We start from the raw sequence: 21,860 nt of genomic DNA on the forward strand, positions 1-21,860 counted from the left end.
GGTGGGAGTCGTCGGCTCGGCGGCTCCCACCTCGGCGTTCTGGGCGTATCGTCCCGGAAGGCGCCACCTCGACGATGAGGGAAAGGGTGAGGAATGGACTGGTTCATCGAAGCGGACTCCGTGGGACACAAGTTCGCGTTGATGTTCGTCGCGATCCTGCTGTTCGTCGGAATCATGGGTGCGATCCTCTTCGGGATCGACAAGCTCAAGAGGGTCCCGATCTGGGTGGTCGTCGCCGGTTTCCTCGGCCCCACCCTGATCTTCGTGGTCTTCGGCCTGGTGTACCCCGGGCTCAACACGATCAAGCTGTCGCTGTACGACGCGAAGAGCAAGAACTTCGTCGGCCTCGACAACTACGTCACCGCGTTCACGCAGGACCAGTTCCAGACCGTGCTCCGCAACACGATGCTGTGGGTGGTCCTGGTGCCGATCCTCGCGACGGCGATCGGGCTGATCTACGCCGTGCTCGTGGACCGCACGCGCTACGAGTCGCTGGCCAAGACCCTGATCTTCCTGCCCATGTCGATCTCGCTCGTGGGCGCCAGCATCATCTGGAAGTTCGTCTACGAGTACAAGCCGAACCAGGGCAACATCCAGCAGATCGGCCTGGCCAACCAGATCCTGGTGTGGCTGGGGCTGGAGCCGTACCAGTTCCTGCTCAACCAACCGTGGAACACGTTCTTCCTCATCGCGGTGATGATCTGGATCCAGGCCGGCTTTGCGATGACGGTCCTGTCGGCCGCCATCAAGGCGATCCCCGACGACATCACCGAGGCGGCCCGGCTCGACGGGCTGCACGGGGTCGGCATGTTCCGGTTCATCACCGTGCCGAGCATCCGTCCCGCGCTGGTGGTCGTGATCACGACGATCGCCATGGGCACGCTCAAGGTCTTCGACATCGTCCGGACCATGACCGGCGGCAACTTCAACACCTCGGTCGTGGCCTACGAGTTCTACACGCAGAGCTTCCGCGCGCAGCAGGCCGGACTGGGCGCCGCGCTCGCGGTCATCCTCTTCGTGCTGGTGATCCCGATCATCGTCTACAACGTCCGGCAGCTCCGCCTCTCGGAGGAGATCCGATGACCGCCGCCTCCGCCCCGCTGCCTCCCGCCTCGCTGGTCGAGCCGGAGGAGGTGGACACCACCCGCAAGTCCACGAAGATGTCCCGCGCCGACGCGCGCGCCGCCGCCGTCAAGGGCAAGCTCAGCTCCCCGTGGACGTCGCTGATCGCCATCCTCATCGCGATCGTCTGGACGGTGCCCACGTTCGGCCTGCTGATCACGTCCTTCCGGCCGCGCTCGGAGATCCGGACGTCCGGCTGGTGGACCCTGCCGTGGAACTTCGAGCTCACGCTGGAGAACTACCAGGAGGCCCTGTTCGGCTCGTCGACCAGCCTGGCCACCTACTTCGTGAACTCGATCGTCATCACCCTGCCGGCGGTGATCATCCCGATCGCGCTGGCGCTGCTGGCGGCCTACGCGTTCGCGTGGATCGACTTCAAGGGCCGCAACATCCTGTTCGTCGCGGTGTTCGCGCTCCAGGTGGTGCCCATCCAGGTCACGCTGATCCCGCTGCTCTCGCAGTACGTGGACTGGGGGATCGCCGGGTCGTTCTGGGTGATCTGGCTGTCGCACTCGATCTTCGCGCTGCCCCTGGCCATCTACATCCTGCACAACTTCATGAAGGACATCCCGCCGTCGCTGGTCGAGGCCGCGCGGATGGACGGCGCCGGGCACGTGAAGATCTTCTTCCAGGTGCTCATGCCGCTGCTCACGCCCGCGATCGCGTCCTTCGCGATCTTCCAGTTCCTCTGGGTGTGGAACGACCTGCTGGTCGCGCTGACGTTCGCCGGCGGGACCACCGACGTGGCACCGCTGACCGTGCGCCTGGCGGAGCTGAGCGGGACGCGCGGGTCGCAGTGGCAGCTGCTGTCGGCGGGCGCGTTCATCGCCCTCGTCGTGCCGCTGATCGTGTTCCTGTCGTTGCAGCGGTACTTCGTGCGCGGCCTGCTGGCGGGGTCGGTCAAGGGGTAGCCCTAGCCTGAGGACGTGCCCGCGCCCCTGCTCTTCATCCTCTCGGGGCTGACGCAGTACCTCGGCGCGGCACTCGCGGTCGGCATCTTCGGCACGGTCGCCGCGGCGACCGTCGCGTGGCTGCGCATCGCGGTCGCCGCCGTCGTGCTGCTCCTGTGGCGACGGCCGTGGCGGTCGCGGTTCACCCGGCAGGACCTGCGCACCGCGGTGGTGTTCGGCGTGGTCCTGGGCGTCATGAACGTGGCGTTCTACATCGCCATCGACCACCTGCCGCTCGGCACGGCGGTCTCGATCGAGTTCCTCGGTCCCGTGGCGGTCGCGGCCCTCACCGGACGCGGCTGGCGGGACCGGGTGGGCATCGCGATCGCCGCGGTCGGCGTCGTCCTGCTCGCCGGGGTGAGCCTGGACACCGGGCCGGACGCGGTGATCGGGCTCGTGGCGATCGGCGTGGCGGCCACCTGCTGGGCGGCGTACATCCTGCTCGGCAGGCGGGTGGCCCGGGCGGCGACCGGTGGGATCACCGGCCTGTCGGTGGCGATGGCGGCGGGTGCGGTGGTGCTCGCGCCGTTCCTCGCCTGGGGCGCGGGACCGGTGCTGCGCGACCCGCAGCTGGCGGCGCTCGTCGTCGGGATCGCGGTGTGCTCGTCGGTGATCCCGTACGCGCTCGAGCAGGTGGTGCTGCGGCGGGTGCGGGCCGCCACGTTCGCGGTGCTGCTGGCGATGCTCCCGGCGACGGCCGCGGTGATCGGGGCCGTGATGCTCCAGCAGGTGCCGCACGGGCTCGAGGTGGTCGGCCTGCTGCTGGTCTCGGGCGCGATCGTGCTCACCGGGCTCGACCGCGAGGAGCCGCCGACGGAGGAGGCGCCCCCGCCGGCCTGACGTCCTGCTACAGGTACTGGCCCGTGGAGGGGTTCCGGCCGCTGGCGTCGGTCGCCGGGGTCTCCAGGCCGCTCGGCACCGGACCGGACGGCAGCTGCCGCCGCATGCCGGTGAGCTGGTTCTGGGCGGCCACCTGCTGGGCCACCAGGGCGGTCTGGATGCCGTGGAAGAGGCCCTCGAGCCACCCCACCAGCTGCGCCTGCGCGATCCGGAGCTCGGCGTCCGAGGGTGCCTGGTCCTCGACGAACGGCAGGGTGATCCGGTGCAGCTCCGCCACGAGCTCCGGGGAGAGGCCCTCCTCCAGCTCGTGCAGGGACCGCTCGTGGATCTCGGCCAGGCGGGCGCGGGCGGCGTCGTCGAGCGGGGCGCTGCGCACCTCGTCCAGGAGCTGCTTGATCATCGTGCCGATGCGCATGACCTTCGCCGGCTGGCCGACGAGGGAGACAATGTCCTCGGGCTCGTCGTCGTCGCCCTCGGCGGGGTCGATCACCACCACGCGCGGCTCGTCGTCGGTCGGTGCGTCCTGGGTGTCGTTGTCGGTCACCAGGGCATTCTCACCGACTCCGGGCCCGGGCGCAGCGATCGGGCGAGGGATCCTGCTCGCTAGGGTGTCCGCCATGGCCTGGCTCACCGCACCCGCCCATGCCCGCTGGCTCGAGGACGAGACCGACCGGCTCCTGGACTTCGGACGGGCCTCGGTGGTCCCCGGCGGGTTCGCCCGCCAGGACGAGGCCGGCGCCGCGGTCGACGGCCCGCTCGAGCTCTGGATCGCGTGCCGGATGACGCACGTCTACGCGATCGGGCACCTGCTGGGCCGCCCCGGCTCGGCCGCGCTGGTGGACCACGGGCTGGCCGCGCTGGCCGGCGCGTTCCACGACGACGAGCACGGCGGCTGGTTCGCCGAGGTCGAGCGCGACGGGACCCCGCGGGACACCGACAAGGCCGCGTACCCGCACGCGTTCGTCGTGCTCGCCACGTCCAGCGCGACCGCCGCGGGCCGTCCGGGTGCGCGCGCCCTGCTCGACGAGGCGCTCGCCGTCTCCGAGCAGCGGTTCTGGGACGACGACGCCGGCATGGTCGTCGAGCAGTGGGACCGCGCGTTCGCCGCGCTCGACGGCTACCGCGGCGTCAACGCGAACATGCACACGGTGGAGGCCTACCTCGCGGCGGCCGACGTCACCGGGCAGCGGATCTGGCTGGACCGTGCCCTGCGGATCGTCGAGCGCGTGGTGCACGGGTTCGCGGCCGGCAACCAGTGGCGCATCCCCGAGCACTTCGACGCCGCGTGGGTGCCGGACCTCGAGTACAACGTGGACACCCCGGCGCACCCGTTCCGGCCGTACGGCGCCACCATCGGCCACTGGCTCGAGTGGGCCCGGCTGACCCTGCACGCGCGCGCCGCGGTCACCGCCCGGGGGGACGTCGCGCCCGCCTGGATGCTCCTGGACGCGATCGCGCTCTTCGACGCCGCCGTGCGCGAGGGCTGGGACGTCGACGGGGCCCCCGGGTTCGTCTACACGGTCGACTGGTCCGGCGCGCCCGTGGTGCGCGAGCGGATGCACTGGGTGGCCGCCGAGGGAGTGGCCGCCGCCGCGGCGCTGCACGCCGCCACCGGTGAGCAGCGGTTCGACGACGCCTACACGCAGTGGTGGGAGTACATCGGCGCGCACCACCTGGACCGGGTCGGCGGGTCGTGGTGGCACGAGCTCGGCACCGACAACCAGGTGTCGCGGACCGTCTGGGCAGGCAAGGCGGACCTCTACCACGCGGTCCAGGCGACGCTGATCCCGCGCCTGCCCCTGACCCCGGTGATCGTCCCGGCCCTGGCCGCAGGCCTCCTCGACTAGGGGATCAGCAGCACCTTGCCGAAGGCCTCGCCCGACTCCAGCATCCGGTGCGCGTCCGCGGCCCGGTCGAACGGCAGGCAGGTGTGCACGACCGGCAGAACCGACCCGTCCGCGACGAACGGCCACGCGTGCCGGCGGACCCCGTCCATGATCGCGACCTTCTGGTGGTGCGGACGCGAGCGCAGGGTCGTGCCCAGGATGCTGGCGCGCTTGGCCAGGAGCACCGCCAGGTCCAGCTCCCCGCGGCGCCCCTGCTGCATCCCGATCACGACGAGGCGCCCGTCGTCGGCGAGCATCGCCAGGTTGTCGGCGAGGCCGCCCGCGCCCAGGACGTCGAGCACCACGTCGACGCCGTGCCCGTCCGTCGCGTCCAGCACGCGCGCGACGAGGTCCGGCTCACGGTGGTCGAGCGCCACGTCCGCGCCGAGGTCGCGGACGCGGGCCGTGCGCTGCGGGCCGCCGGCCGTCGCGATCACGCGGGTGCCCAGCACGTGGGCCAGCTGGACCGCCACCGACCCGACCCCGCCGGACCCGCCGCGGACCAGCAGGTTCTCCCCGGGGGACAGGCGTGCCGCCCGCAGGTTCGACCACACGGTGGCGAGCGCCTCGGGCAGGGCGGCCGCGTCGACGAGGGAGAGCCCCTCCGGGACCCGGAGCGCCAGCGCGGCCGGAACCGTGACCAGCTCGGCGTACCCGCCCCCGGCGAGCAGCGCCGCGACCCGGTCGCCCACCTGGAGGTCACCGTCCCCCAGGCCGGATCCGCGCCCGACGACGGTGCCGGCGACCTCGAGCCCCGGCCACGCGGGCGCCCCGGGGGGCGGGGGGTAGTGGCCGGCGCGCTGGAGCAGGTCGGCCCTGTTGACGCCCGCCGCTGCGACCTCGACGAGCAGCTCTCCGGGAGCCGGGACGGGGTCCGGCACGTCCTCGACGGCGAGGACGTCCGGTTCGCCCGGCTTCGTGATCACGACCGCACGCACGTCCGTACGGTATCCCCGCAGGCCACCGGGCAGTCCAGCTGCAGGCCAGCTGCAGGCCACCACCGGGCCAGCAGGGCCGGGGTGGTACCACACGACACCCGAAAGGGGTGGCCGGTCGCCGTATCCCCATGGGTGAGGTCCATGGCAAACTCTGCCGCGGGCTAATGGTCTGTCGTCCAAGAGCCGATGAACGCCATCGGGACACCTCTTCGGTCAACTGGCCCTGAGAGAACGACCGGTACGACCTGGTGGCAACACCCGTTGTCGGAAGACGGAAGGGAACGACATGCTGCGACGGCTCGGCATCCGCGCCAAAGTGATGGCTGTCCTCGCCGTCCCCATGATCGTGCTGCTCGCAGCCGGTGGGTTCATCTCGTGGAACGCCCTCTCCGAGCTGCGCTACGCCCAGGCGGCCGACAGCGTCATCACGGTGCTCCAGGCGTACACGCCGGTGTCCACCAGCATGCAGACCGAGCGGATCCTCTCGCTCAACGGAGGCACGCCCGAGCAGCTCGCCGCAGCACGCACCGCGACGGACGAGGCGCTCGCCGCTGTCCGGCCGATCACGGCCGACCTGGACCTGAGCCAGTTCCCGAAGCCGGTCGTCGACCAGTTCGTCGAGGTCCAGCTGGCGCACAACACGATGCTTCCCGCCGTCCGTACCGGTGTCGACATCAAGTCGCAGCGTGCGCAGATCGAGCGCAACTACGCCGGGATCATCGAGGGCCAGCTGTCGCTGATGGAGCAGGTGGCCAACAGCCTCGAGAACCGTGACCTGGCGCAGTACGTCACCGCGTACCGCGAGATCGGCACCACGGCCGACAACCTGGTCGTCGAGATGATCGACGGCATCGCGCTGCTGACCACCCGCGCAGCGGCCCCCGCCTCGGTCCGTCAGTACGCCACGCAGGTCTCCGCCACCGAGCTGGCCCGTGGGCGTGCCCAGTACGCGGTCACCGCGCTCGGCGCCGACGACCTCGTGCTCCCCACCAAGGACCCGACCTCGAACTTCACGCGGATGCGTGCCCTCCTCGAGCAGGGCAACCCGCAGGGCTTCGCCCAGATCGACGTCCAGGGCTACCTCAAGGAGATCCAGGACCAGCTGGGCACCCTGTCGACGCTGAACGCCAACGTCCTGGCCAGCGGCAGCGACGTCGCCGGCGGGGCTGTCGACGACGCTCGGAGCCAGACGTTCATCACCGTCGGCATCGTTGTCGCGGCCGTGGTGGCGTCCCTGTTCTTCGCCCTCCTCGTCTCCCGCGGGATCGTCGTCCCGCTGCGCCGCCTCACCAAGGCCGCCGCCGACGTCCGCGAGCAGCTGCCGCGACTGGTCGAGCAGGTGGCCATCCCCGGCGAGGGCCCGCAGATCACCCTGGCGCCCATCCCCGTGACGTCTCGCGACGAGGTCGGCCAGCTGGCCGCCGCGTTCAACTCGGTGAACTCGACCACGGTCCAGGTCGCCCAGGAGCAGGCCGCCCTGCGTGGCTCCATCGCGGAGATGTTCGTCAACGTCGCCCGCCGCGACCAGGTGCTCCTCAACCGCCAGCTGTCGTTCATCGACTCCCTCGAGCGTGCCGAGGAAGACCCGAGCACCCTGGCCAACCTGTTCCGCCTCGACCACCTCGCCACCCGCATGCGCCGTAACGCGGAGTCGCTCCTGGTGCTCGCCGGCATCGACTCCGGCCGGCGCCTCCGGGACGCCATGCCGCTGTCGGACGTCGTCCGCACGGCCTCCTCGGAGATCGAGCAGTACGACCGCATCGAGCTCGACCTCCAGGTCGACCCGCACATGCACGGCTTCAACGCCCTCGGCGCTGCTCACCTGCTGGCCGAGCTCCTCGAGAACGCGACGATCTTCTCCGAGCCGGAGACCCCCGTCACCGTCACCACCGGTGTCTCGGGCCAGTTCGTGGTCGTCCGCATCCTCGACCAGGGCCTCGGCATGAGCGATGTCGAGCTCGACGCCGCGAACTCGAAGATCATCTCGACGTCCGCCAGCGACTCGCTCGGCAACCAGCGCCTCGGCCTCTTCGTGGTCGGCCGTATCGCCCAGCGCCTCGGCGCCGAGGTCAAGCTCCTCAAGGCTGCGCACGGCACCGGCACCGAGACGATCGTGCGCTTCCCGGCCACGCTGTTCGTGATGACCGAGACCAACCTGTACGGCAACAACGGCCCGGCCCAGCTGGCCGCGCCGCGCAACGACCCGGGCATGCCCCAGATCGAGGCCCCCGTCGTCGAGGCCGTCGACCTCGCCGCGCTGACGGACGGCCAGACCTCGCTGGGCCTGCCGCACCGCCGCCGTCGCGACGACGGTTCCGACGAGCCCGTCGGCCCCGTCCCCGTCACCGAGCTGGCCCAGTCGAGCGGGCTGCCCACGCGGTCGAAGAAGACGTTCGACGAGGACAACCTCGTCCTGCCGGAGGCCCCGGACGGCCACATCGCGCCCGAGATCTCCGCGGCCGGCTCCGACTGGAAGCCCGAGACGCTGGCCCCGCTCAAGGGCAACCTGCCGAGCCGCAGCCGTGCCGCCACGTCCGCCTGGGCGCAGCCGGAGGCTCCGACCCCCGCCGCGTCCGCTGCACCGGCACCCGCCCCCGCTGCCCGCGCAGGCCTGTTCTCCGGCTTCCGCGGCCGCACCGAGGCCGCGGCGACCACCGACACCGGCGAGAACCTCGTCGTCCCGGGCCTCGTGTCCGACGACCAGGAGCGCGCGCTGCCGCCCGCCCAGTCCAACGCCGTCCGCGCTCCGTGGATGTCCAGCGGTGCGCACGCTGCGCCCGCCGAGCCGATCGTCGTTCCGCAGCTCGCGGACGAGGACGACTCGTGGGAGGCGCAGGAGGCCGGCAACCGTGAGGCCCTGGCCGCCGCCGCTGCCGATGCGGCGGAGCAGGCCGAGTCCGCACCCCTCGCCGAGCAGGAGCCCGTCTGGGAGCCGACTCCCGCGTGGGCCACCACCGAGGCGCCCGTCGCGGAGACCCCGGCGTGGGAGGCCCCCGCTGTCGCGGAGACCCCGACCTGGGAGGCCCCGGTCTGGGAGGCCCCGGCTGTCGCCGAGGCCCCCGCGTGGGAAGCCCCCGCCGTCGCGGAGACCCCGACCTGGGACGAGCCTGCCGCGCAGGAGACTTCGGCCTGGGAGGCCCCCGCTGTCGCGGAGACTCCTGCCTGGGACGCGCCCGTTGCGGAGGAGACTCCGGCGTGGGAGGCCCCCGCTGTCGCGGAGACCCCTGCCTGGGACGCGCCCGCTGCCGAGGAGACCCCGGCGTGGGAGGCCCCCGCTGTCGCCGAGGCTCCGGCCTGGGACGAGCCCGCGGTCGCCGAGACGCCCAGCTGGGACGCGCCGGCCGTCGCCGAGACCACGACCTGGGACGACGCCACCGGCGCCGAGACCTCGGCGTGGGTCGCACCCTCGGTGTCCGACGCCCAGGCCTGGGACCACGCGATCGTCGACGACGAGCCCGCCTGGCAGGCCCCCGTCGTCGCCGAGCAGGCGCCGGCCGCCCTGGCGGGCCGTGTCGCCACCGTGCCGCCCGCCGTGCCGGTGGAGGACGAGGCCGCACCGGCCGCGTCAGCAGCACCTTCTGAGGTCGTCGCACCGGTCGCTCCTGTCCGGAGCTTCACCTCCTACAGCGGCTACGCCGGCTGGGGTGCACCCGCCTCCGAGGTGGACGCGCCGTACCAGCCGTTCGAGCGCACGCTCGACGAGGCCCGGGCCTGGCACACCGGCGCCATGCCGATCGTCCCTGCGGCCCTCGTCGCAGCGGCCCAGCCCGAGACCGTGGAGCCCGTCCAGGCCGCCGAGCCCGTCGAGGAGCCTGTGGCGCCCGCGGACGAGCAGGCGCCCGCCGCCGACGACGCCGCCTGGCCGGCACCCGCCTGGGAGCCGCCGACCTGGCAGGCGCCCGAGTGGGCCGAGCAGCCGACCGAGGCTGCCGCTGTCGCCGAGGTCACGCCCGAGCCGGAGCCCGAGCCCGAGCCCGAGCTCGCCGTGGTCGACGGTGTCGCGTTCCGCCGCGTCTACCTCGAGCCCGACCCCGAGCCCGCCTACGGCACCGAGCCCGCCGCCCAGGTGGAGCCGGAGCCCGAGGTGGCGCCCGAGCCCGTCGCCGTGCAGGAGGCCCCCCAGTGGGAGCCCCCCCAGTGGGCGGCCCCCGTGCAGGAGGCCCCGCAGTGGGCGCCTCCCGTGCAGCAGGCACCCGCGTGGCCGGCACCCCAGGCCCCGCAGCAGCCGATCGACTCGCCGACGCAGCTCTTCACGCCGATCGAGGCAGCCGCCGCGGTCGCGCCGGAGCCCGTCGCCTACGCCCCGCAGGCACCCGTCTACGAGGCCCCGGTGACGTTCGCGGCACCCGACCCCGTCGCCGCGCCGGCGTGGGCACCGACGGCTCCGGCTCCGGCCGCGCCGGCACCGGAGGCAGCGTTCTCCGAGCTCGTGCAGTCGCCGTCCGACGACGCCAAGGGGCGCCGCCGCTGGGGTCTGTTCGGTCGGAAGAAGGGTGACGAGGTCGCCCCCGAGCTCGACGCCCCGGTCGCGCAGGCGCCGGCCGCCCCCGAGCCCGTCAGCCAGGTCGCCCCCGTGCGTACCTCGGCGTGGACGTCGGAGGCAGCTGCCCCGCAGTCGCCCGTCGGTGCCGACTCGTCCCAGTCCTGGATGGCGTCGACCACCTGGTCGGCTCCGGCACCCGCAGCACCGCTGCCCAAGGCCCCGGCTGCTCTCGAGCCCGCCGCGGCCGGCCAGTGGTCGCCGCCGGAGTGGGCCGCACGCTCGGGCGGCACCCGTGCCCCGGCGTCGACGGTCCCGCAGCCCGCGCTGCCGCCGTCGGTGGCTCCGCGCGTCGGCACGCTCGACGACGAGGTGGCGGCGATGCTCGCCCTTCGTTCGGACATCCAGGAGCAGGCACTCTCCGAGCTCTCGCAGCTGTCGGCCTACCGGCCGGCCGCAACGGGTGGCAACGCGGAGCGCCTGATCAAGCGAGTCCCCACAGCTGTCCCGGAGTCGACTATCTCCGCGGACGAAGGGAAGCCTGTGCAGCGTGATGCGGACCAGCTCCGGTCGCGTCTGTCCAGCTTCCAGTCCGGGACCTCTCGTGGCCGTCGTGCCATGGAGGACCCGTCCGGCCCGAACGGCGTGAGCTGATGACTGCCTCAGTCCCCACTACCGTCGTCACCAGCATGGTGACGTCTGACCCCGCAGTCATCGACTGCACCAGCAAGGAGGAAGTGTGACCGCGCTCAGCACCGAGGCAGCCAACTTCGGCTGGCTCCTGGACAACTTCGTCCGGACCGTGCCCGGCACTCGCCACACACTCGTGGTGTCTGCGGACGGTCTTCTCATGGCGATGTCCGAGCTTCTCGACCGCACCAGCGGTGACCAGCTCGCGGCGATCGTCTCCGGGATGTCAAGCCTGACCCGTGGCGCCGCGCGCCAGCTCCGTGCGGGGGAGGTGCGTCAGGCGATCATCGAGATGGACTCACTGTTCCTCTTCCTCATGAGCGTCTCGAACGGCTCCGTCCTCGCCGTGGTCGCGGAGTCCAGCTGCGACGTGGGCCTCATCGGCTACGAGATGGCGATGCTCGTCTCTCGTACCGAGGCGACCCTCACGCCGCAGCTCATCTCCGAGATGCGGGGTCAGCTCCCCGTCGACGGCGTCACTCGCACGCCGGTCGCCTGAGGCTACGGAGAGAGACAGACTCATGACCGAGCACATCGAGTACGAGGCCAGAACGGTCCGGCCCTACGCCGTGACCGGTGGCCGCGTGCGCTCGGCTCGCTCCGACCTGCCTCTCGAGGCGCTGGTCGAGGCAATGCCCGGCGCCGTCACGAGCCAGGGTCTCCCGCCTGAGAAGCGGGCGATCCTGCAACATGCCGCCTCCAACTACATCTCGGTAGCCGAGCTCTCCGCTCTGCTCCATCTGCCGCTCGGCGTGATCCGGATCCTCGTGTCCGACCTCGCCGACCAGCAATTCGTGCGTGTGCACACCTCACAGCCGGTCGAGGTCAACACCGGTGAGTCACCTGCCCTGTCCCTCAGCGTGCTGGAGAGTGTTCTCAATGGCATTTCCGCCCTCTGACGCCGCTGTGGCCGCTCCGGCGGGCACGGCAGGAAGCGTCGCACCCACAGTCGTCAAGATCGTCGTCGCAGGCGGCTTCGCCGTCGGCAAGACGACCTTCATCGGCTCCATCTCGGACATCGAGCCCCTCAACACCGAGGCCGCGATGACCGAGCACTCGGTCGGCGTCGACGACGCCGGCGGTGTGTCGGACCGCAAGACCACCACCACGGTGGCGATGGACTTCGGTCGCATCGCCCTGCCGGGGTCGCTCTGGCTCTACCTGTTCGGTACCCCTGGCCAGGACCGGTTCCTGTTCATGTGGGACGACCTGGTCCGCGGTGCCATCGGCGCCGTCGTCCTGGTCGACACCGACCGGCTCGACCAGTGCTTCCCGGCCGTGGACTACTTCGAGAGCCGCGGCATCCCGTTCGTCGTGGGCGTCAACTGCTTCGACGGCGTCGCCAAGCACCAGCTGGACGACGTCCGTGAGGCCCTGGCGATCCCGGCGCACGTGCCGGTGCTCTACACGGACGCCCGGTCGCGTGCGGCCACCAAGCAGGCGCTGATCTCCCTCGTGCAGCTCGCGATGGAGCGTCTGCGCAGCCGGTGACCCGAGAGGTCTCACCCGACCGCGGCCGGTTCCCTTCGGGGGACCGGCCGCGGTCGTCCGTCGGCCAGGTGAGGGATCATGGAGGCGTGACCGCCTCGCCCTTCGGCCCGTCGCCGCGACCGCGCGACGACGGTCGCGCGGTCCTGCCGCAGCCTCGGCCGGCGCCCGACGACGAACCCCGCGCGGCCGACGTCCCGACGGCGGACGCCGTGGCACGGGTGGCCGCGCCGACACCCACGCTGCGCGTGTACGCGGACGGGTCGGCGCTGTCCCGGTACCTCGACGGTGCCCCGTGCCGCGCGCAGTGGCTCGCGTGGACCGCCGACCACGAGACGGAGCTCCTCACCACGCCGCTCGGCCTGACCGAGCTCCGTCGCGCCGCGCGCCCGCGGGGCGTCGAGGCGAACGGCGTGGCCCACGATGTCGGTGAGCGCCTCGAGGTCATCCGGTTCTCCGACCAGACGCTCCGGGCGGCCACCAAGGTGTCGGGTGTGCTGCCGCCGTTCATCGCCCTGCACCTGGGGGCTGCGCTGGCCCACCCGGACGTCGGCGGGGTCGCCACCTACGACCTCCAGCTGGCGCAGGCCTCGGCCCTGCACGGGTTGACCATCGTCTCGCCCGGGTGGCCGGCGGCCTGGTGGGAGCGGGCCGGAGGGTAGGCGCTCTTCCGCTCGGTGGCCCGCGGGCCTAGTTTCGGATCGTGACGCACGGTGGCGGAGCACCCCTGGACCCAGCACCCGATCTCGGGGCGGTCGGGGCCGCGCCGCCCCTGGTCCCCTCGCGGCGGCGGGCCGCCGATCCGATCACCCACCTGACACGTGAGGAGCGGGAGGCCCGGGGGGCCGCCGCGCGGGTGCTGCTGCCGCGGGAGGCGCTGGGCGACCTGGGCGCGGGGGACTCCCGGCCCGACCCGATCGAGCTGCTGGTGTCCCAGGGCACCACCCGGCTGCCCGAGCTGGTCCCGCTCAGGTACGGGCGCATGGCGACCTCCCCGTTCGCGTTCTACCGCGGGGCCGCGCTGCTCATGGCCTCCGACCTGGCGGCCGTCCCCGACTCCGGGCTCGACGTCCAGCTCTGCGGTGACGCGCACATGTCGAACTTCGGCGTGTACGGCACCCCGGAGCGGCGGATGCTGTTCGACCTCAACGACTTCGACGAGACGCTGCCCGGACCGTTCGAGTGGGACGTGAAGCGTCTGCTGGCGAGCGTCGAGGTCGCGGCGCGGAGCATCGGGGTCGACGAGCGGGCGCGCCGGAAGATCATCACGGACGTGGCCAAGACGTACCGGACGGCGATCCGCGACCTCGCCGGGATGGGGAACCTCGAGGTCTGGTACGCGCGGATCGACGTCGACGAGTTCCTCCGTGAGCATCGTGACGACCTCGGCAAGGCTCAGGTGAAGAGGACGACGTCGACGGTGAAGAAGGCGCGGACGCGCGACCACCTCCGCGCCGTGAGCAAGCTGACGGAGGTCGTCGACGGGCGGCGACGGTTCCGCTCGGACCCGCCGCTGGTCACCTCGCTCGAGGAGATCCTCGGCGACGAGGCCGCGCGCATCTTCGCCACGGCGATGGGTGACCTGATGCGGGCCTACCAGAGCAGCCTCGAGCCTGCCCGTCGCCACCTGCTCAGCGAGTACCGGGTGACCGACATGGCCCGCAAGGTCGTGGGCGTCGGCAGCGTCGGAACCCGGGCGTGGATCCTGCTGCTCGAGGGTGTCGACGAGGACGACCTGCTCGTCCTGCAGGCCAAGGAGGCGCAGTCGTCCGTGCTCGAGCAGTTCCTGGGCGCCAGCGAGTACACCCAGTCCGGCCAGCGTGTGGTCGAGGGGCAGCGGCTGATGCAGGCCGCGAGCGACGCGCTGCTGGGCTGGCAGCGGAGCACGGGCATCGACGGCATCGAGCGCGACTTCTACATCCGTCAGCTGCGCGACTGGAAGGGCTCGGCGGTCATCGAGGAGATGCAGCCGGACGGCTTCCGCCGGTACGGCGGGCTGTGCGCCTGGACGCTGGCCCGCGCGCACGCCCGGTCCGGCGACAGGGTCGCGATCGCGTCCTACCTCGGTGGCTCCAAGGCGGCCGACGAGGCGTTCGCCGACTTCGCCGCCGGCTACGCCGACCGCACCGAGCGGGACCACTCCGCGCTCACGGCGGCGATCGGCTCAGGACGGCTGGAGGCGATCCACGGGGTCTAGGACGCCGTGCCGTCCGAGCTCCGCCGCAGCGGCCGCGACGACCCCGGGGTCGGTCGTCGTGTACCCGGCGGACCCGCCGCCCGGTCCACCGGACTCGTCGACGTGCCGGCTGGCGGACAGGTGCACGGCGTCGATGCCGGTGACCAGCAGCGCAGGGATGTCGTCGGGCCGCACGCCACCCCCGGCCATGACCTCGAGCCGGCCGGCGGAATGCGCGACCGTGCCGGCGAGCCGAGTGAGGCCGTCGATGCTGCGCGCGGCACCGCCGGAGGTCAGCACCCGGACGACGCCGAGCGACACGAGCTCGTCGACGGCCGGGGCCGGCTCGGTGAGCGTGTCGAACGCCCGGTGGAACGTGACCTCGCGCCCGTCGGCGGCCTCCACCAGCCGCGCGACCGCGTCCCGGTCCACGGTGCCGTCCGGACGGAGCGCGCCGACCACGACGCCGGCGGCACCGGCGCGCACGGCGGCCCGGACGTCCCTGACCTGCACGGCGAGCTCGTCGGGCTCGTAGACGAACGACCCGGCGCGCGGACGGACCAGGACGTGCACGCCGACGCTCGACGGGACGGCCGCGAGGGTCGCGTCGAGCAGGCCGATCGACGGGGTGATCCCGCCGGTGGCGGCGAGCGCGGCGCAGAGCTCCAGCCGGTCGGCGCCCAGCGTCGCGGACGTGATCGCGCCCGCCACGTCCTGCACGGCGATCTCGAGCGCGGTCATGCCCAGGACAGCAGGGGCTCGCCGGCGGTCACGGTGTCGCCGGGGAGCGCGAGGCGGGTGAGCGCGTCGGAACCGGCCTCCAGGCCCACCACCGGGCAGACGGGCGACCGACCGCCGGCGGCGACCGACGACGGGTCCCAGCTGACGACCACCTGCCCGGCGGTCACCACGGAGCCCTCGGAGGCGTGCAGGGTGAAGCCGGTGCCGCCCAGCTCCACCGTGTCGATGCCGAGGTGCACCAGCACCGCGCGGCCGTCGTCGTGCTGGACGACGAACGCGTGCGGGTGCAGCTTGACGATGGTGCCGGCGATCGGGGAGATCACCTCCGCGGCGGCGGAGCGCTCGGGGTCGAGCGCGAGCCCGGGACCCACCAGCTCGGCCGAGAAGACGGGGTCGGCCACGTCGCCCAGCCCGAGCACCTGGCCGCTGACGGGGGACAGCACGGTGAGGGAGGTCGTCACCGGAGGTCCTCGATGTCCGAGGCCAGCGTGTCCGCCTCGGGCCCGACGATGACCTGCACGGCCGCGCCGGACCGCACGACGGCGATGGCGCCGGCCGCCTTGAGCCCGCGCTCGTCGACGAGCGCGGGGTTCCCGACCTCGACCCGCAGCCGTGTGATGCAGGGCTCGAGGTCGAGGACGTTCGCGTCCCCGCCGAGCGCCGCCAGGATCTTCTCGGCCTTCGTCATGTCCGGCTCCCTCACATCAGCTCGTCGAGGTCGGTGGCGATGAGGTCGACGTGCGGGCCGACCACCACCTGCACCACCCGACCGGAGATCATCACGCCGAACGCCCCGGCGGCCCGCAGGCCCGCGGCGTCCACCCGGCCGGCGTCGCGCACCAACGAGCGCAGCCGCGTGGTGCACGGCTCGATCTCGTCGATGTTGTCGACGCCTCCCAACGCGGCCAGGATCGCTGCCGCCTGGTCTCTGCTCTGCGGCCTCATCGCCGTCCTCCTGAGATGGGTGCTGAGGTGGGTACGTTCGCCGGCTCCAGGGCAGGGGCGGCGCGTCGTCGGGGGACCAGCACCGGCCGCGGCGCGCGCAGCGGGACCCACACGCTGTAGCGGTCGGCGCGGTAGCAGGCGCGGGAGAACATGATCGCGGCATCGACCGAGTAGGTCCGGCGCTCGGCGCGCAGGACGGCGCGGGCGTCGACGAGCCCCAGCAGCGACGCCTCGGTGTCGGTGGCCTCGTCGGCGGAGAGCGTGTCCTCACCCCACTCGGGGGCCAGCCCCCGGTCCCGCAGCGCCTCGTACATGCTCGGCGGTGGGCCGGCGTCGAAGAGCGTGGGCGCCAGGGCGACCGGGACCCAGACCTGCTCGATGCAGATGGGGGTGCCGTCCGCGCTGCGCACCCGGTACAGGAAGTGCACCTTGTCGCGCGGCTCGATTTCCAGGGCGGTCGCGACGTCCGGCGTCGCGGCGACGATCTGTGCGGTCAGCACGGCGGTCGCGGGCTCCAGGCCGCGGCGCTGCATCTCCTCGCCGAACGTGGTCAGCCGCATCTCGAAGTCGATGCGCTGCGGCGCGACGAACGTGCCGCGGCCCTGCTCGCGGACCAGGACCCCGTCGGTGACCAGGGTGTCGACGGCTTGTCGCACGGTCATCCGGGACAGGCCGAACTGCTGGGACAGGTGGCGCTCGGAGGGGATGGCGTCGCCGACCCGGAGCTCGTGCGCGACGAGGGTGGCCAGGTGGTCGCGCACCGTCAGGTACTTGTGCGCGGCGCCCTGCTCCGACTCGTCCACGTGTGAACCCACTCCTTTGTCTGCCGGAAGGTGCGCCCACCGCAGCTCGCGACGTGACCCTTGACACATCATGAGGTCTAGACCAGTCTGCTCGCAACTGGTCCAGACCAGACATCTCGACCAGGCCCCCCGGACTTCAGGACCACCCCCAAGGAGTGCTCCATGACCACCGTCACCGCCGACACCACCGAGAAGCGGGGCATCCCCGGCCTCGCCCAGCTGCAACGCATCGGCCGCTCGCTGATGCTCCCGATCGCCTCCCTGCCCGCAGCCGCGCTGCTGCTCCGGCTCGGCCAGCCCGACATGCTCGGCGCCGACGGCCTGGGAGCGCACGCGGAGTGGCTCCTGCCCGTGGCCGCCGTCCTCGGCGCCGCGGGCAACGCGCTGTTCGCCAACCTGGCCCTCCTGTTCGCCGTCGGCGTGGCCGTCGGGTTCGCACGCAAGTCGGACGGCTCGACCGGCCTCGCGGCCGTGATCGGGTACCTCGTGTTCAAGGGCGTCACGGACGCGCTCTCCCCGTACGTGCTCGGCAAGCCGGTCGGGGACGACCCGCAGGAGCTGATCAACTACGGCGTGCTGGGCGGCATCGTCATGGGCATCGTGGCGGCGCTGCTGTTCCAGAGGTACTACCGGATCAAGCTGCCCGCGTACCTGGCCTTCTTCGGGGGACGGCGCTTCGTGCCGATCGTCACCGCGGGCGCCGCGATCGTCGTCGCCGTCGTCGGCGCGCTGATCTACCCCGCCTTCGACGCCGGCTTCACGGCGGTCGGCGACTGGGTCACCGGCTCCACGATCCTCGGCGCGTTCGTCTACGGCACCATGAACCGGCTGCTCGTCCCGATCGGCCTGCACCACATCCTCAACTCGCTGCCGTGGTTCCAATTCGGCTCCTACACCGACGCCAGCGGCGAGGTGTGGCACGGCGACATCGCGCGCTTCCTGCACGGCGACCCGACGGCCGGCACGTTCATGACCGGCTTCTTCCCGATCATGATGTTCGCGCTGCCCGCGGCCGCCCTGGCGATCGTGCACACGTCCAAGGCCAAGAACCGCAAGGTCATCGCCGGCATCATGGGCTCGGCCGCGCTCGTCTCGTTCGTCACCGGGGTCACCGAGCCGCTGGAGTTCGCGTTCGTCTACGTGGCCTACCCGCTGTACGTCATCCACGCGATCCTCACCGGCACGTCGCTGGCGCTGGTCAACGCGCTGGGCATCAAGGACGGGTTCGGGTTCTCCGCGGGTGCGATCGACTACCTGCTGAACTTCCGGATCGCCACGATGCCGCTCCTGCTGATCGTCATCGGCCTCGGGTACGCGGTCGTCTACTACTTCCTGTTCCGGTTCGTCATCACGCGCTGGAACCTGCGGACACCGGGCCGCGAGGACGACGACGACGGCACCGTCCAGGTCTTCCCGACCGACGACCAGGTCCGGGCAGACAACGCCGCGCAGGACGCTGCGTCGGAGGAACCGGCCTCCGCACGATGACCGCCGCGGTCGCCGCCGGCATGACCCTGAGGGGGTTCGGGGTCAGCCCGGGCCGCCGGGTGGGGGTGGTCGCGCGCATGCCCGACGCCCCGCCGGCGCCGTCGCCCGAGCCCTCGGCTCCGGGGACGGACCTGGTCAGGGCGGCGGCCGCGGTGGACCACGCGGCGGCCCGGGTCCGCGACGCCCTGGCCCGGGCCGCCGACGCGGCGAGCGGGGAGGCCGCCGACATCCTCGCGATCACCGCGGCGATGGCGGCCGACCCGTCGCTCGCCGACGAGGCCCGCCGACGCGTCCTGGAGACCCGGGCGACGCCCGCCCGGGCGGTCTGGGACGCGGCCGAGCTGGTCGCGGAGCAGCTCCGTGCGCTGGGCGGGATGTTCGCGGACCGGGCGGCCGACGTCCGGGACGTGCGCGACCGCATCGTCGCCGAGCTGCTCGGGCTGCGTCCGCCGGGCGTGCCGGACCCGGACGCCCCGTTCGTCCTGGTGGCTCGGGAGCTCGCGCCGGCTGACACGGCCCGGCTGGACCCGGCACGCGTCCTCGCCCTCGTCATGTCCGGCGGAGGCCCCACGGCCCACACCGCGATCCTGGCGCGCGCGCTCGGCATCCCGTGCGTGGTCGCGGTCGTGGGCGCCGACGCGATCGGCGAGGGCGAGACGGTGCTGGTCGACGGCTCGGTCGGGGAGGTCGTGCGGGGTCCCGACGCTGACGCCGTCGAGCGCGCCGGTCGCGTCGGCCCACGTCGGACCCGTCTGGAGCAGCCCGGCCGGACGGCCGACGGTCACGCCGTCCACCTGCTGGCCAACGTCGCGGACCCGGCGGGTGCCGCGGCCGCCGCGGAGATGGGGGCCGAGGGGATCGGCCTGTTCCGCACGGAGTTCGAGTTCCTGGGCCGGACGACCGCGCCGGGGATCCCGGAGCAGGTGGCGGCCTACGCGCAGGTGTTCGCCGCGTTCCCCGGCCGGCGCGTGGTGATCCGCACGCTGGACGCCGGCGCCGACAAGCCACTGCCGTTCGTGACCGCCGCGGGGGAGCCCAACCCGGCCCTCGGGGTGCGCGGGCTGCGCACGTCCTGGGCGCACCCGGGGGTCCTCGACGACCAGCTCGCGGCCATCGCGCAGGCCGCGGCGTCGTCGTCGGCGGACGTCTGGGTGATGGCGCCGATGGTGGCGACCGCCGACGAGGCCGACGACTTCGTGGAGCGCTGTGCTGCGCACGGCCTCGCGCACGCGGGGGTCATGGTCGAGGTCCCCGCGGCTGCGCTCCGCGCCGGTGACCTGCTCCTGCACGCACGGTTCGCGAGCCTGGGCACCAACGACCTCACCCAGTACGCGATGGCGGCCGACCGGGAGCTCGCCGGCCTGGCGCGGTTGTCCACCGCGTGGCAGCCCGCCGTGCTGTCCCTGGTGCAGCTGGCCTGCGCGGGCGGGGCGGCGCGCGACCGGCCCGTCGGGGTCTGCGGCGAGGCGGCCGCGGACCCGGTGCTGGCCCCCGTGCTGGTCGGGCTCGGTGTGGCGTCGCTGTCGATGACACCCCGGGCGCTGCCGGACGTGGGCGCGGTGCTGGCGGCCGTGACGCTCGAGCGGTGCCGCGAGCTGGCCGCCCTCGCCCTGGCGCAGCGCACGGCGGACGAGGCGCGGTCGGCGGTGCGCGCGTCGCTGGACGTGCTCGAGGAGCTGGGTCTCTAGGCGGTCTGCAGGAGGAAGTGCTCGAGCGCGTCGATCGAGGCGACCGCGTCGGCACTGTCGTCGTCGGTGGCCAGCACCACCTCGTCGCCCACCCCGACGCCCAGCGTCATGATCGCGAGGATCGAGGCGGTCGCCACGGGGTCGCCGCCGGCCCGCGCGATCGTGACCCGTGCGGGCTGGCTGGCGGCGGCCGCGACGAACTGCGCGGCAGGGCGGGCGTGCAGCCCTCCGGGAAGAGCGACGACGACGGAACGCTGCATGGCCTGCCTCCTAGGACGGGTCGACGATGACCTGGCGACTCTACTGGTCTAGACCATGTGCGCGCGACTCGCTGTGGGAGACTCGTGCCGCTGCGGGCCTGTGCCCGCGCGGGAGGGCTGTCTGAGCGGCCGAAAGAGACGGTCTTGAAAACCGTTGGAGCGGGACAACCCCGTTCTCGTGGGTTCGAATCCCACGCCCTCCGCCAGAATGTTCGCGCAGGTCAGGCGGTCATCTCGTAGTCGACGAGGTCTCATCGTGTGGATCCCCCAGGCTTCGAGTCGCAATGCGAGGCCGAGTTCGGCACAGCGCGAACCAGCACCGAACTAGCAGCGCAACTAAACACTCTGGTTTGCTGCGGACGTGGTCGTCCAGAATGCGATCGCTCGCTGGACGCTCGAAGGGGTGAAGCCGCAGGTCACATGCTCGATCGGTCGACCGCCAACTGACGCTTCGGCCGCGACGTGATCCTTCACTCGTCCTCGCTGCCGATGCGGTTCCCCCGGTCGTCCGCACATCCTGCCGAGTCGACTCAGGACGCGCTGTCCGTGTGTTCGATGGCCTCATGTTCAGCAAGCCTCAGGGGCACGCGTCGCACCGCGTGTCCCTGAGGTCGTCTGCCGTGCAGCGTGAGGAACCCTCGACCGTGTTGGGCGCTGTGCTGAGCGGCCAACTGGGTCGCGGCAGCCTTCTTGCGCGTCTGGCAGGTCTCGCACAGGTCGACGAACGACCCGCAATTGGACGTTCGTGCTTGATGGGTGAGGCAGAACGCCTGCCCGCAGGTGGCGCACCGCCCGATGGCAATGACACCGCAGGTGGCTCGTCCGGCCGGGCGGTCCCCGGGGCGTGCGTGGGGGCCGCTCAGGCGGTCGCGACTGCTGGCCGGTCCCTGACGCGCCGACGCGCTTGCCTACGCCGAGGCCCAGCCCTGGCCGCTCAACCGGACGGCACGCAGGGCGGTGTCAGGGCAGAGAAGCCCCCACATGGGATTGATGAGGACGGCCAGGGCGCCCACGATCGAGACGATCAGCGTCGCCCATTCCGTCCCACGACTTCGCACACGAGCCGGCTTCGCGTCAGCCAGTACCGCGTTCTCTGTCACTCCAGCCACCTCAGTGTGTGCGGCTCGCGCAGCGAGAGGAGCGAGCGTCGATGCCCGCTCCCCTCGCTGCGGACTGTCAGACGGTCACGTGGTGCAGCCCCCGGAGACGGTCGTCGTGCCCGAGCTGCTCACCTTCGTCTTCAGGCACGGGTACCCGTGCTGCACGGGGAGTTCCTTGACGGGCCGGGCGGAGAAGTGGAACTGCTGGAAAGCGCCGATGGATGAGGCGGTCCAGGTGATTCCGTCGGCGACCTTCCCGATGTAG

At 72.5% G+C, this 21,860-nt stretch carries 20 protein-coding genes and 1 tRNA gene; 13 read left to right on the forward strand and 8 right to left on the reverse strand.

Translation table 11 applies throughout. The annotated features are described in order from the left end of the window. Positions 1-93: 93 nt before the first annotated feature. The 3 genes from HP550_RS08385 to HP550_RS08395 are packed head-to-tail and all read left to right on the forward strand — an operon-like array spanning position 94 to position 2,912. Entirely contained in the window at positions 94-1,083 is a 990-nt protein-coding gene (locus HP550_RS08385) for a carbohydrate ABC transporter permease (protein ID WP_175347182.1), read from the forward strand. Next, the gene (locus HP550_RS08390; protein WP_175347184.1) at positions 1,080-2,033 is read left to right on the forward strand and encodes a carbohydrate ABC transporter permease; all 954 of its coding nucleotides are present in this window, start codon (positions 1,080-1,082) and stop codon (positions 2,031-2,033) included. Before HP550_RS08385 ends, HP550_RS08390 begins: the two co-directional genes overlap by 4 nt. A gap of 15 nt (positions 2,034-2,048) precedes the next feature. Then, positions 2,049-2,912, forward strand: coding sequence for an EamA family transporter (locus tag HP550_RS08395; RefSeq protein WP_175347185.1), 864 nt, complete (start codon positions 2,049-2,051; stop codon positions 2,910-2,912). 7 nt (positions 2,913-2,919) lie between these two features. On the opposite strand, the gene HP550_RS08400 is transcribed toward HP550_RS08395, so the two are convergent. Continuing rightward, on the reverse strand, positions 2,920-3,456 hold the full coding sequence (locus HP550_RS08400) for a bacterial proteasome activator family protein (protein WP_343048056.1): 537 nt from the start codon (positions 3,454-3,456) through the stop codon (positions 2,920-2,922). Positions 3,457-3,529: 73 nt separating this feature from the next. On the opposite strand from HP550_RS08400, the gene HP550_RS08405 reads away from it, so the two are divergent. Next, positions 3,530-4,759 carry an AGE family epimerase/isomerase gene (locus HP550_RS08405; RefSeq protein WP_175347189.1) on the forward strand — a complete coding sequence of 410 codons (1,230 nt, stop codon included), beginning with the start codon at positions 3,530-3,532 and terminating at the stop codon, positions 4,757-4,759. Here HP550_RS08405 and HP550_RS08410 read toward each other — a convergent pair. Continuing rightward, entirely contained in the window at positions 4,756-5,736 is a 981-nt protein-coding gene (locus HP550_RS08410; protein WP_175347191.1) for a zinc-binding dehydrogenase, read from the reverse strand. The two genes, HP550_RS08405 and HP550_RS08410, sit on opposite strands and share 4 nt — an antisense overlap. Positions 5,737-6,022: 286 nt before the next feature. On the opposite strand from HP550_RS08410, the gene HP550_RS22700 reads away from it, so the two are divergent. From HP550_RS22700 to HP550_RS08440, 6 genes are all read left to right on the forward strand, one after another. After that, positions 6,023-10,870, forward strand: coding sequence for a nitrate- and nitrite sensing domain-containing protein (locus tag HP550_RS22700; protein ID WP_175347193.1), 4,848 nt, complete (start codon positions 6,023-6,025; stop codon positions 10,868-10,870). An 85-nt stretch (positions 10,871-10,955) separates the two neighbouring features. Next, positions 10,956-11,405 carry a roadblock/LC7 domain-containing protein gene (locus HP550_RS08420; RefSeq protein WP_175347195.1) on the forward strand — a complete coding sequence of 150 codons (450 nt, stop codon included), beginning with the start codon at positions 10,956-10,958 and terminating at the stop codon, positions 11,403-11,405. A gap of 22 nt (positions 11,406-11,427) precedes the next feature. Further along, positions 11,428-11,805 carry a DUF742 domain-containing protein gene (locus tag HP550_RS08425; protein WP_056085875.1) on the forward strand — a complete coding sequence of 126 codons (378 nt, stop codon included), beginning with the start codon at positions 11,428-11,430 and terminating at the stop codon, positions 11,803-11,805. Beyond that, a complete protein-coding gene (locus HP550_RS08430) occupies positions 11,786-12,397 on the forward strand; it encodes a GTP-binding protein (protein WP_055916480.1) in 612 nt (203 codons plus the stop codon). The genes HP550_RS08425 and HP550_RS08430 overlap by 20 nt, the downstream gene beginning before the upstream one ends. An 86-nt stretch (positions 12,398-12,483) precedes the next feature. Then, positions 12,484-13,056 (forward strand): hypothetical protein, encoded by a 573-nt coding sequence (locus HP550_RS08435; protein ID WP_343048058.1) that lies wholly within the window; start codon positions 12,484-12,486, stop codon positions 13,054-13,056. A gap of 41 nt (positions 13,057-13,097) precedes the next feature. Beyond that, positions 13,098-14,591 (forward strand): DUF2252 domain-containing protein, encoded by a 1,494-nt coding sequence (locus HP550_RS08440; protein WP_343048059.1) that lies wholly within the window; start codon positions 13,098-13,100, stop codon positions 14,589-14,591. On the opposite strand, the gene HP550_RS08445 is transcribed toward HP550_RS08440, so the two are convergent. Genes HP550_RS08445 through HP550_RS08465 form a run of 5 tightly spaced genes read right to left on the reverse strand, consistent with a single transcriptional unit; the run spans position 14,559 to position 17,059 of the window. Next, the gene (locus HP550_RS08445; protein ID WP_175347197.1) at positions 14,559-15,311 is read right to left on the reverse strand and encodes a copper homeostasis protein CutC; all 753 of its coding nucleotides are present in this window, start codon (positions 15,309-15,311) and stop codon (positions 14,559-14,561) included. The genes HP550_RS08440 and HP550_RS08445 overlap by 33 nt on opposite strands. Continuing rightward, a complete protein-coding gene (locus tag HP550_RS08450) occupies positions 15,308-15,772 on the reverse strand; it encodes a glucose PTS transporter subunit IIA (protein WP_175347199.1) in 465 nt (154 codons plus the stop codon). Before HP550_RS08450 ends, HP550_RS08445 begins: the two co-directional genes overlap by 4 nt. After that, complete coding sequence (locus HP550_RS08455) at positions 15,769-15,999, reverse strand: PTS sugar transporter subunit IIB (RefSeq protein ID WP_175347201.1); 231 nt, start codon at positions 15,997-15,999, stop codon at positions 15,769-15,771. Before HP550_RS08455 ends, HP550_RS08450 begins: the two co-directional genes overlap by 4 nt. Before the next feature lie 11 nt (positions 16,000-16,010). Further along, positions 16,011-16,256 (reverse strand): PTS sugar transporter subunit IIB, encoded by a 246-nt coding sequence (locus HP550_RS08460; protein ID WP_175347203.1) that lies wholly within the window; start codon positions 16,254-16,256, stop codon positions 16,011-16,013. Then, the gene (locus HP550_RS08465) at positions 16,253-17,059 is read right to left on the reverse strand and encodes a GntR family transcriptional regulator (RefSeq protein WP_343048060.1); all 807 of its coding nucleotides are present in this window, start codon (positions 17,057-17,059) and stop codon (positions 16,253-16,255) included. Before HP550_RS08465 ends, HP550_RS08460 begins: the two co-directional genes overlap by 4 nt. Positions 17,060-17,221: 162 nt before the next feature. On the opposite strand from HP550_RS08465, the gene HP550_RS08470 reads away from it, so the two are divergent. Further along, the gene (locus HP550_RS08470; RefSeq protein WP_175347206.1) at positions 17,222-18,547 is read left to right on the forward strand and encodes a PTS transporter subunit EIIC; all 1,326 of its coding nucleotides are present in this window, start codon (positions 17,222-17,224) and stop codon (positions 18,545-18,547) included. Beyond that, entirely contained in the window at positions 18,544-20,235 is a 1,692-nt protein-coding gene (locus HP550_RS08475) for a phosphoenolpyruvate--protein phosphotransferase (RefSeq protein WP_175347207.1), read from the forward strand. Before HP550_RS08470 ends, HP550_RS08475 begins: the two co-directional genes overlap by 4 nt. Here the strand turns inward: HP550_RS08475 and HP550_RS08480 are convergent. Beyond that, positions 20,232-20,495: an HPr family phosphocarrier protein gene (locus HP550_RS08480; RefSeq protein ID WP_175347209.1), complete on the reverse strand. Its 264-nt coding sequence runs from the start codon at positions 20,493-20,495 to the stop codon at positions 20,232-20,234. The genes HP550_RS08475 and HP550_RS08480 overlap by 4 nt on opposite strands. Before the next feature lie 111 nt (positions 20,496-20,606). Between HP550_RS08480 and HP550_RS08485 the strand changes: the two genes are divergently transcribed. Next, positions 20,607-20,701 (forward strand) — tRNA-Ser (locus HP550_RS08485). The last annotated feature ends 1,159 nt before the right edge of the window (positions 20,702-21,860 follow it).

Source organism: Cellulomonas humilata (genome assembly GCF_013359775.1).
GTDB lineage: Bacteria > Actinomycetota > Actinomycetes > Actinomycetales > Cellulomonadaceae > Cellulomonas > Cellulomonas humilata.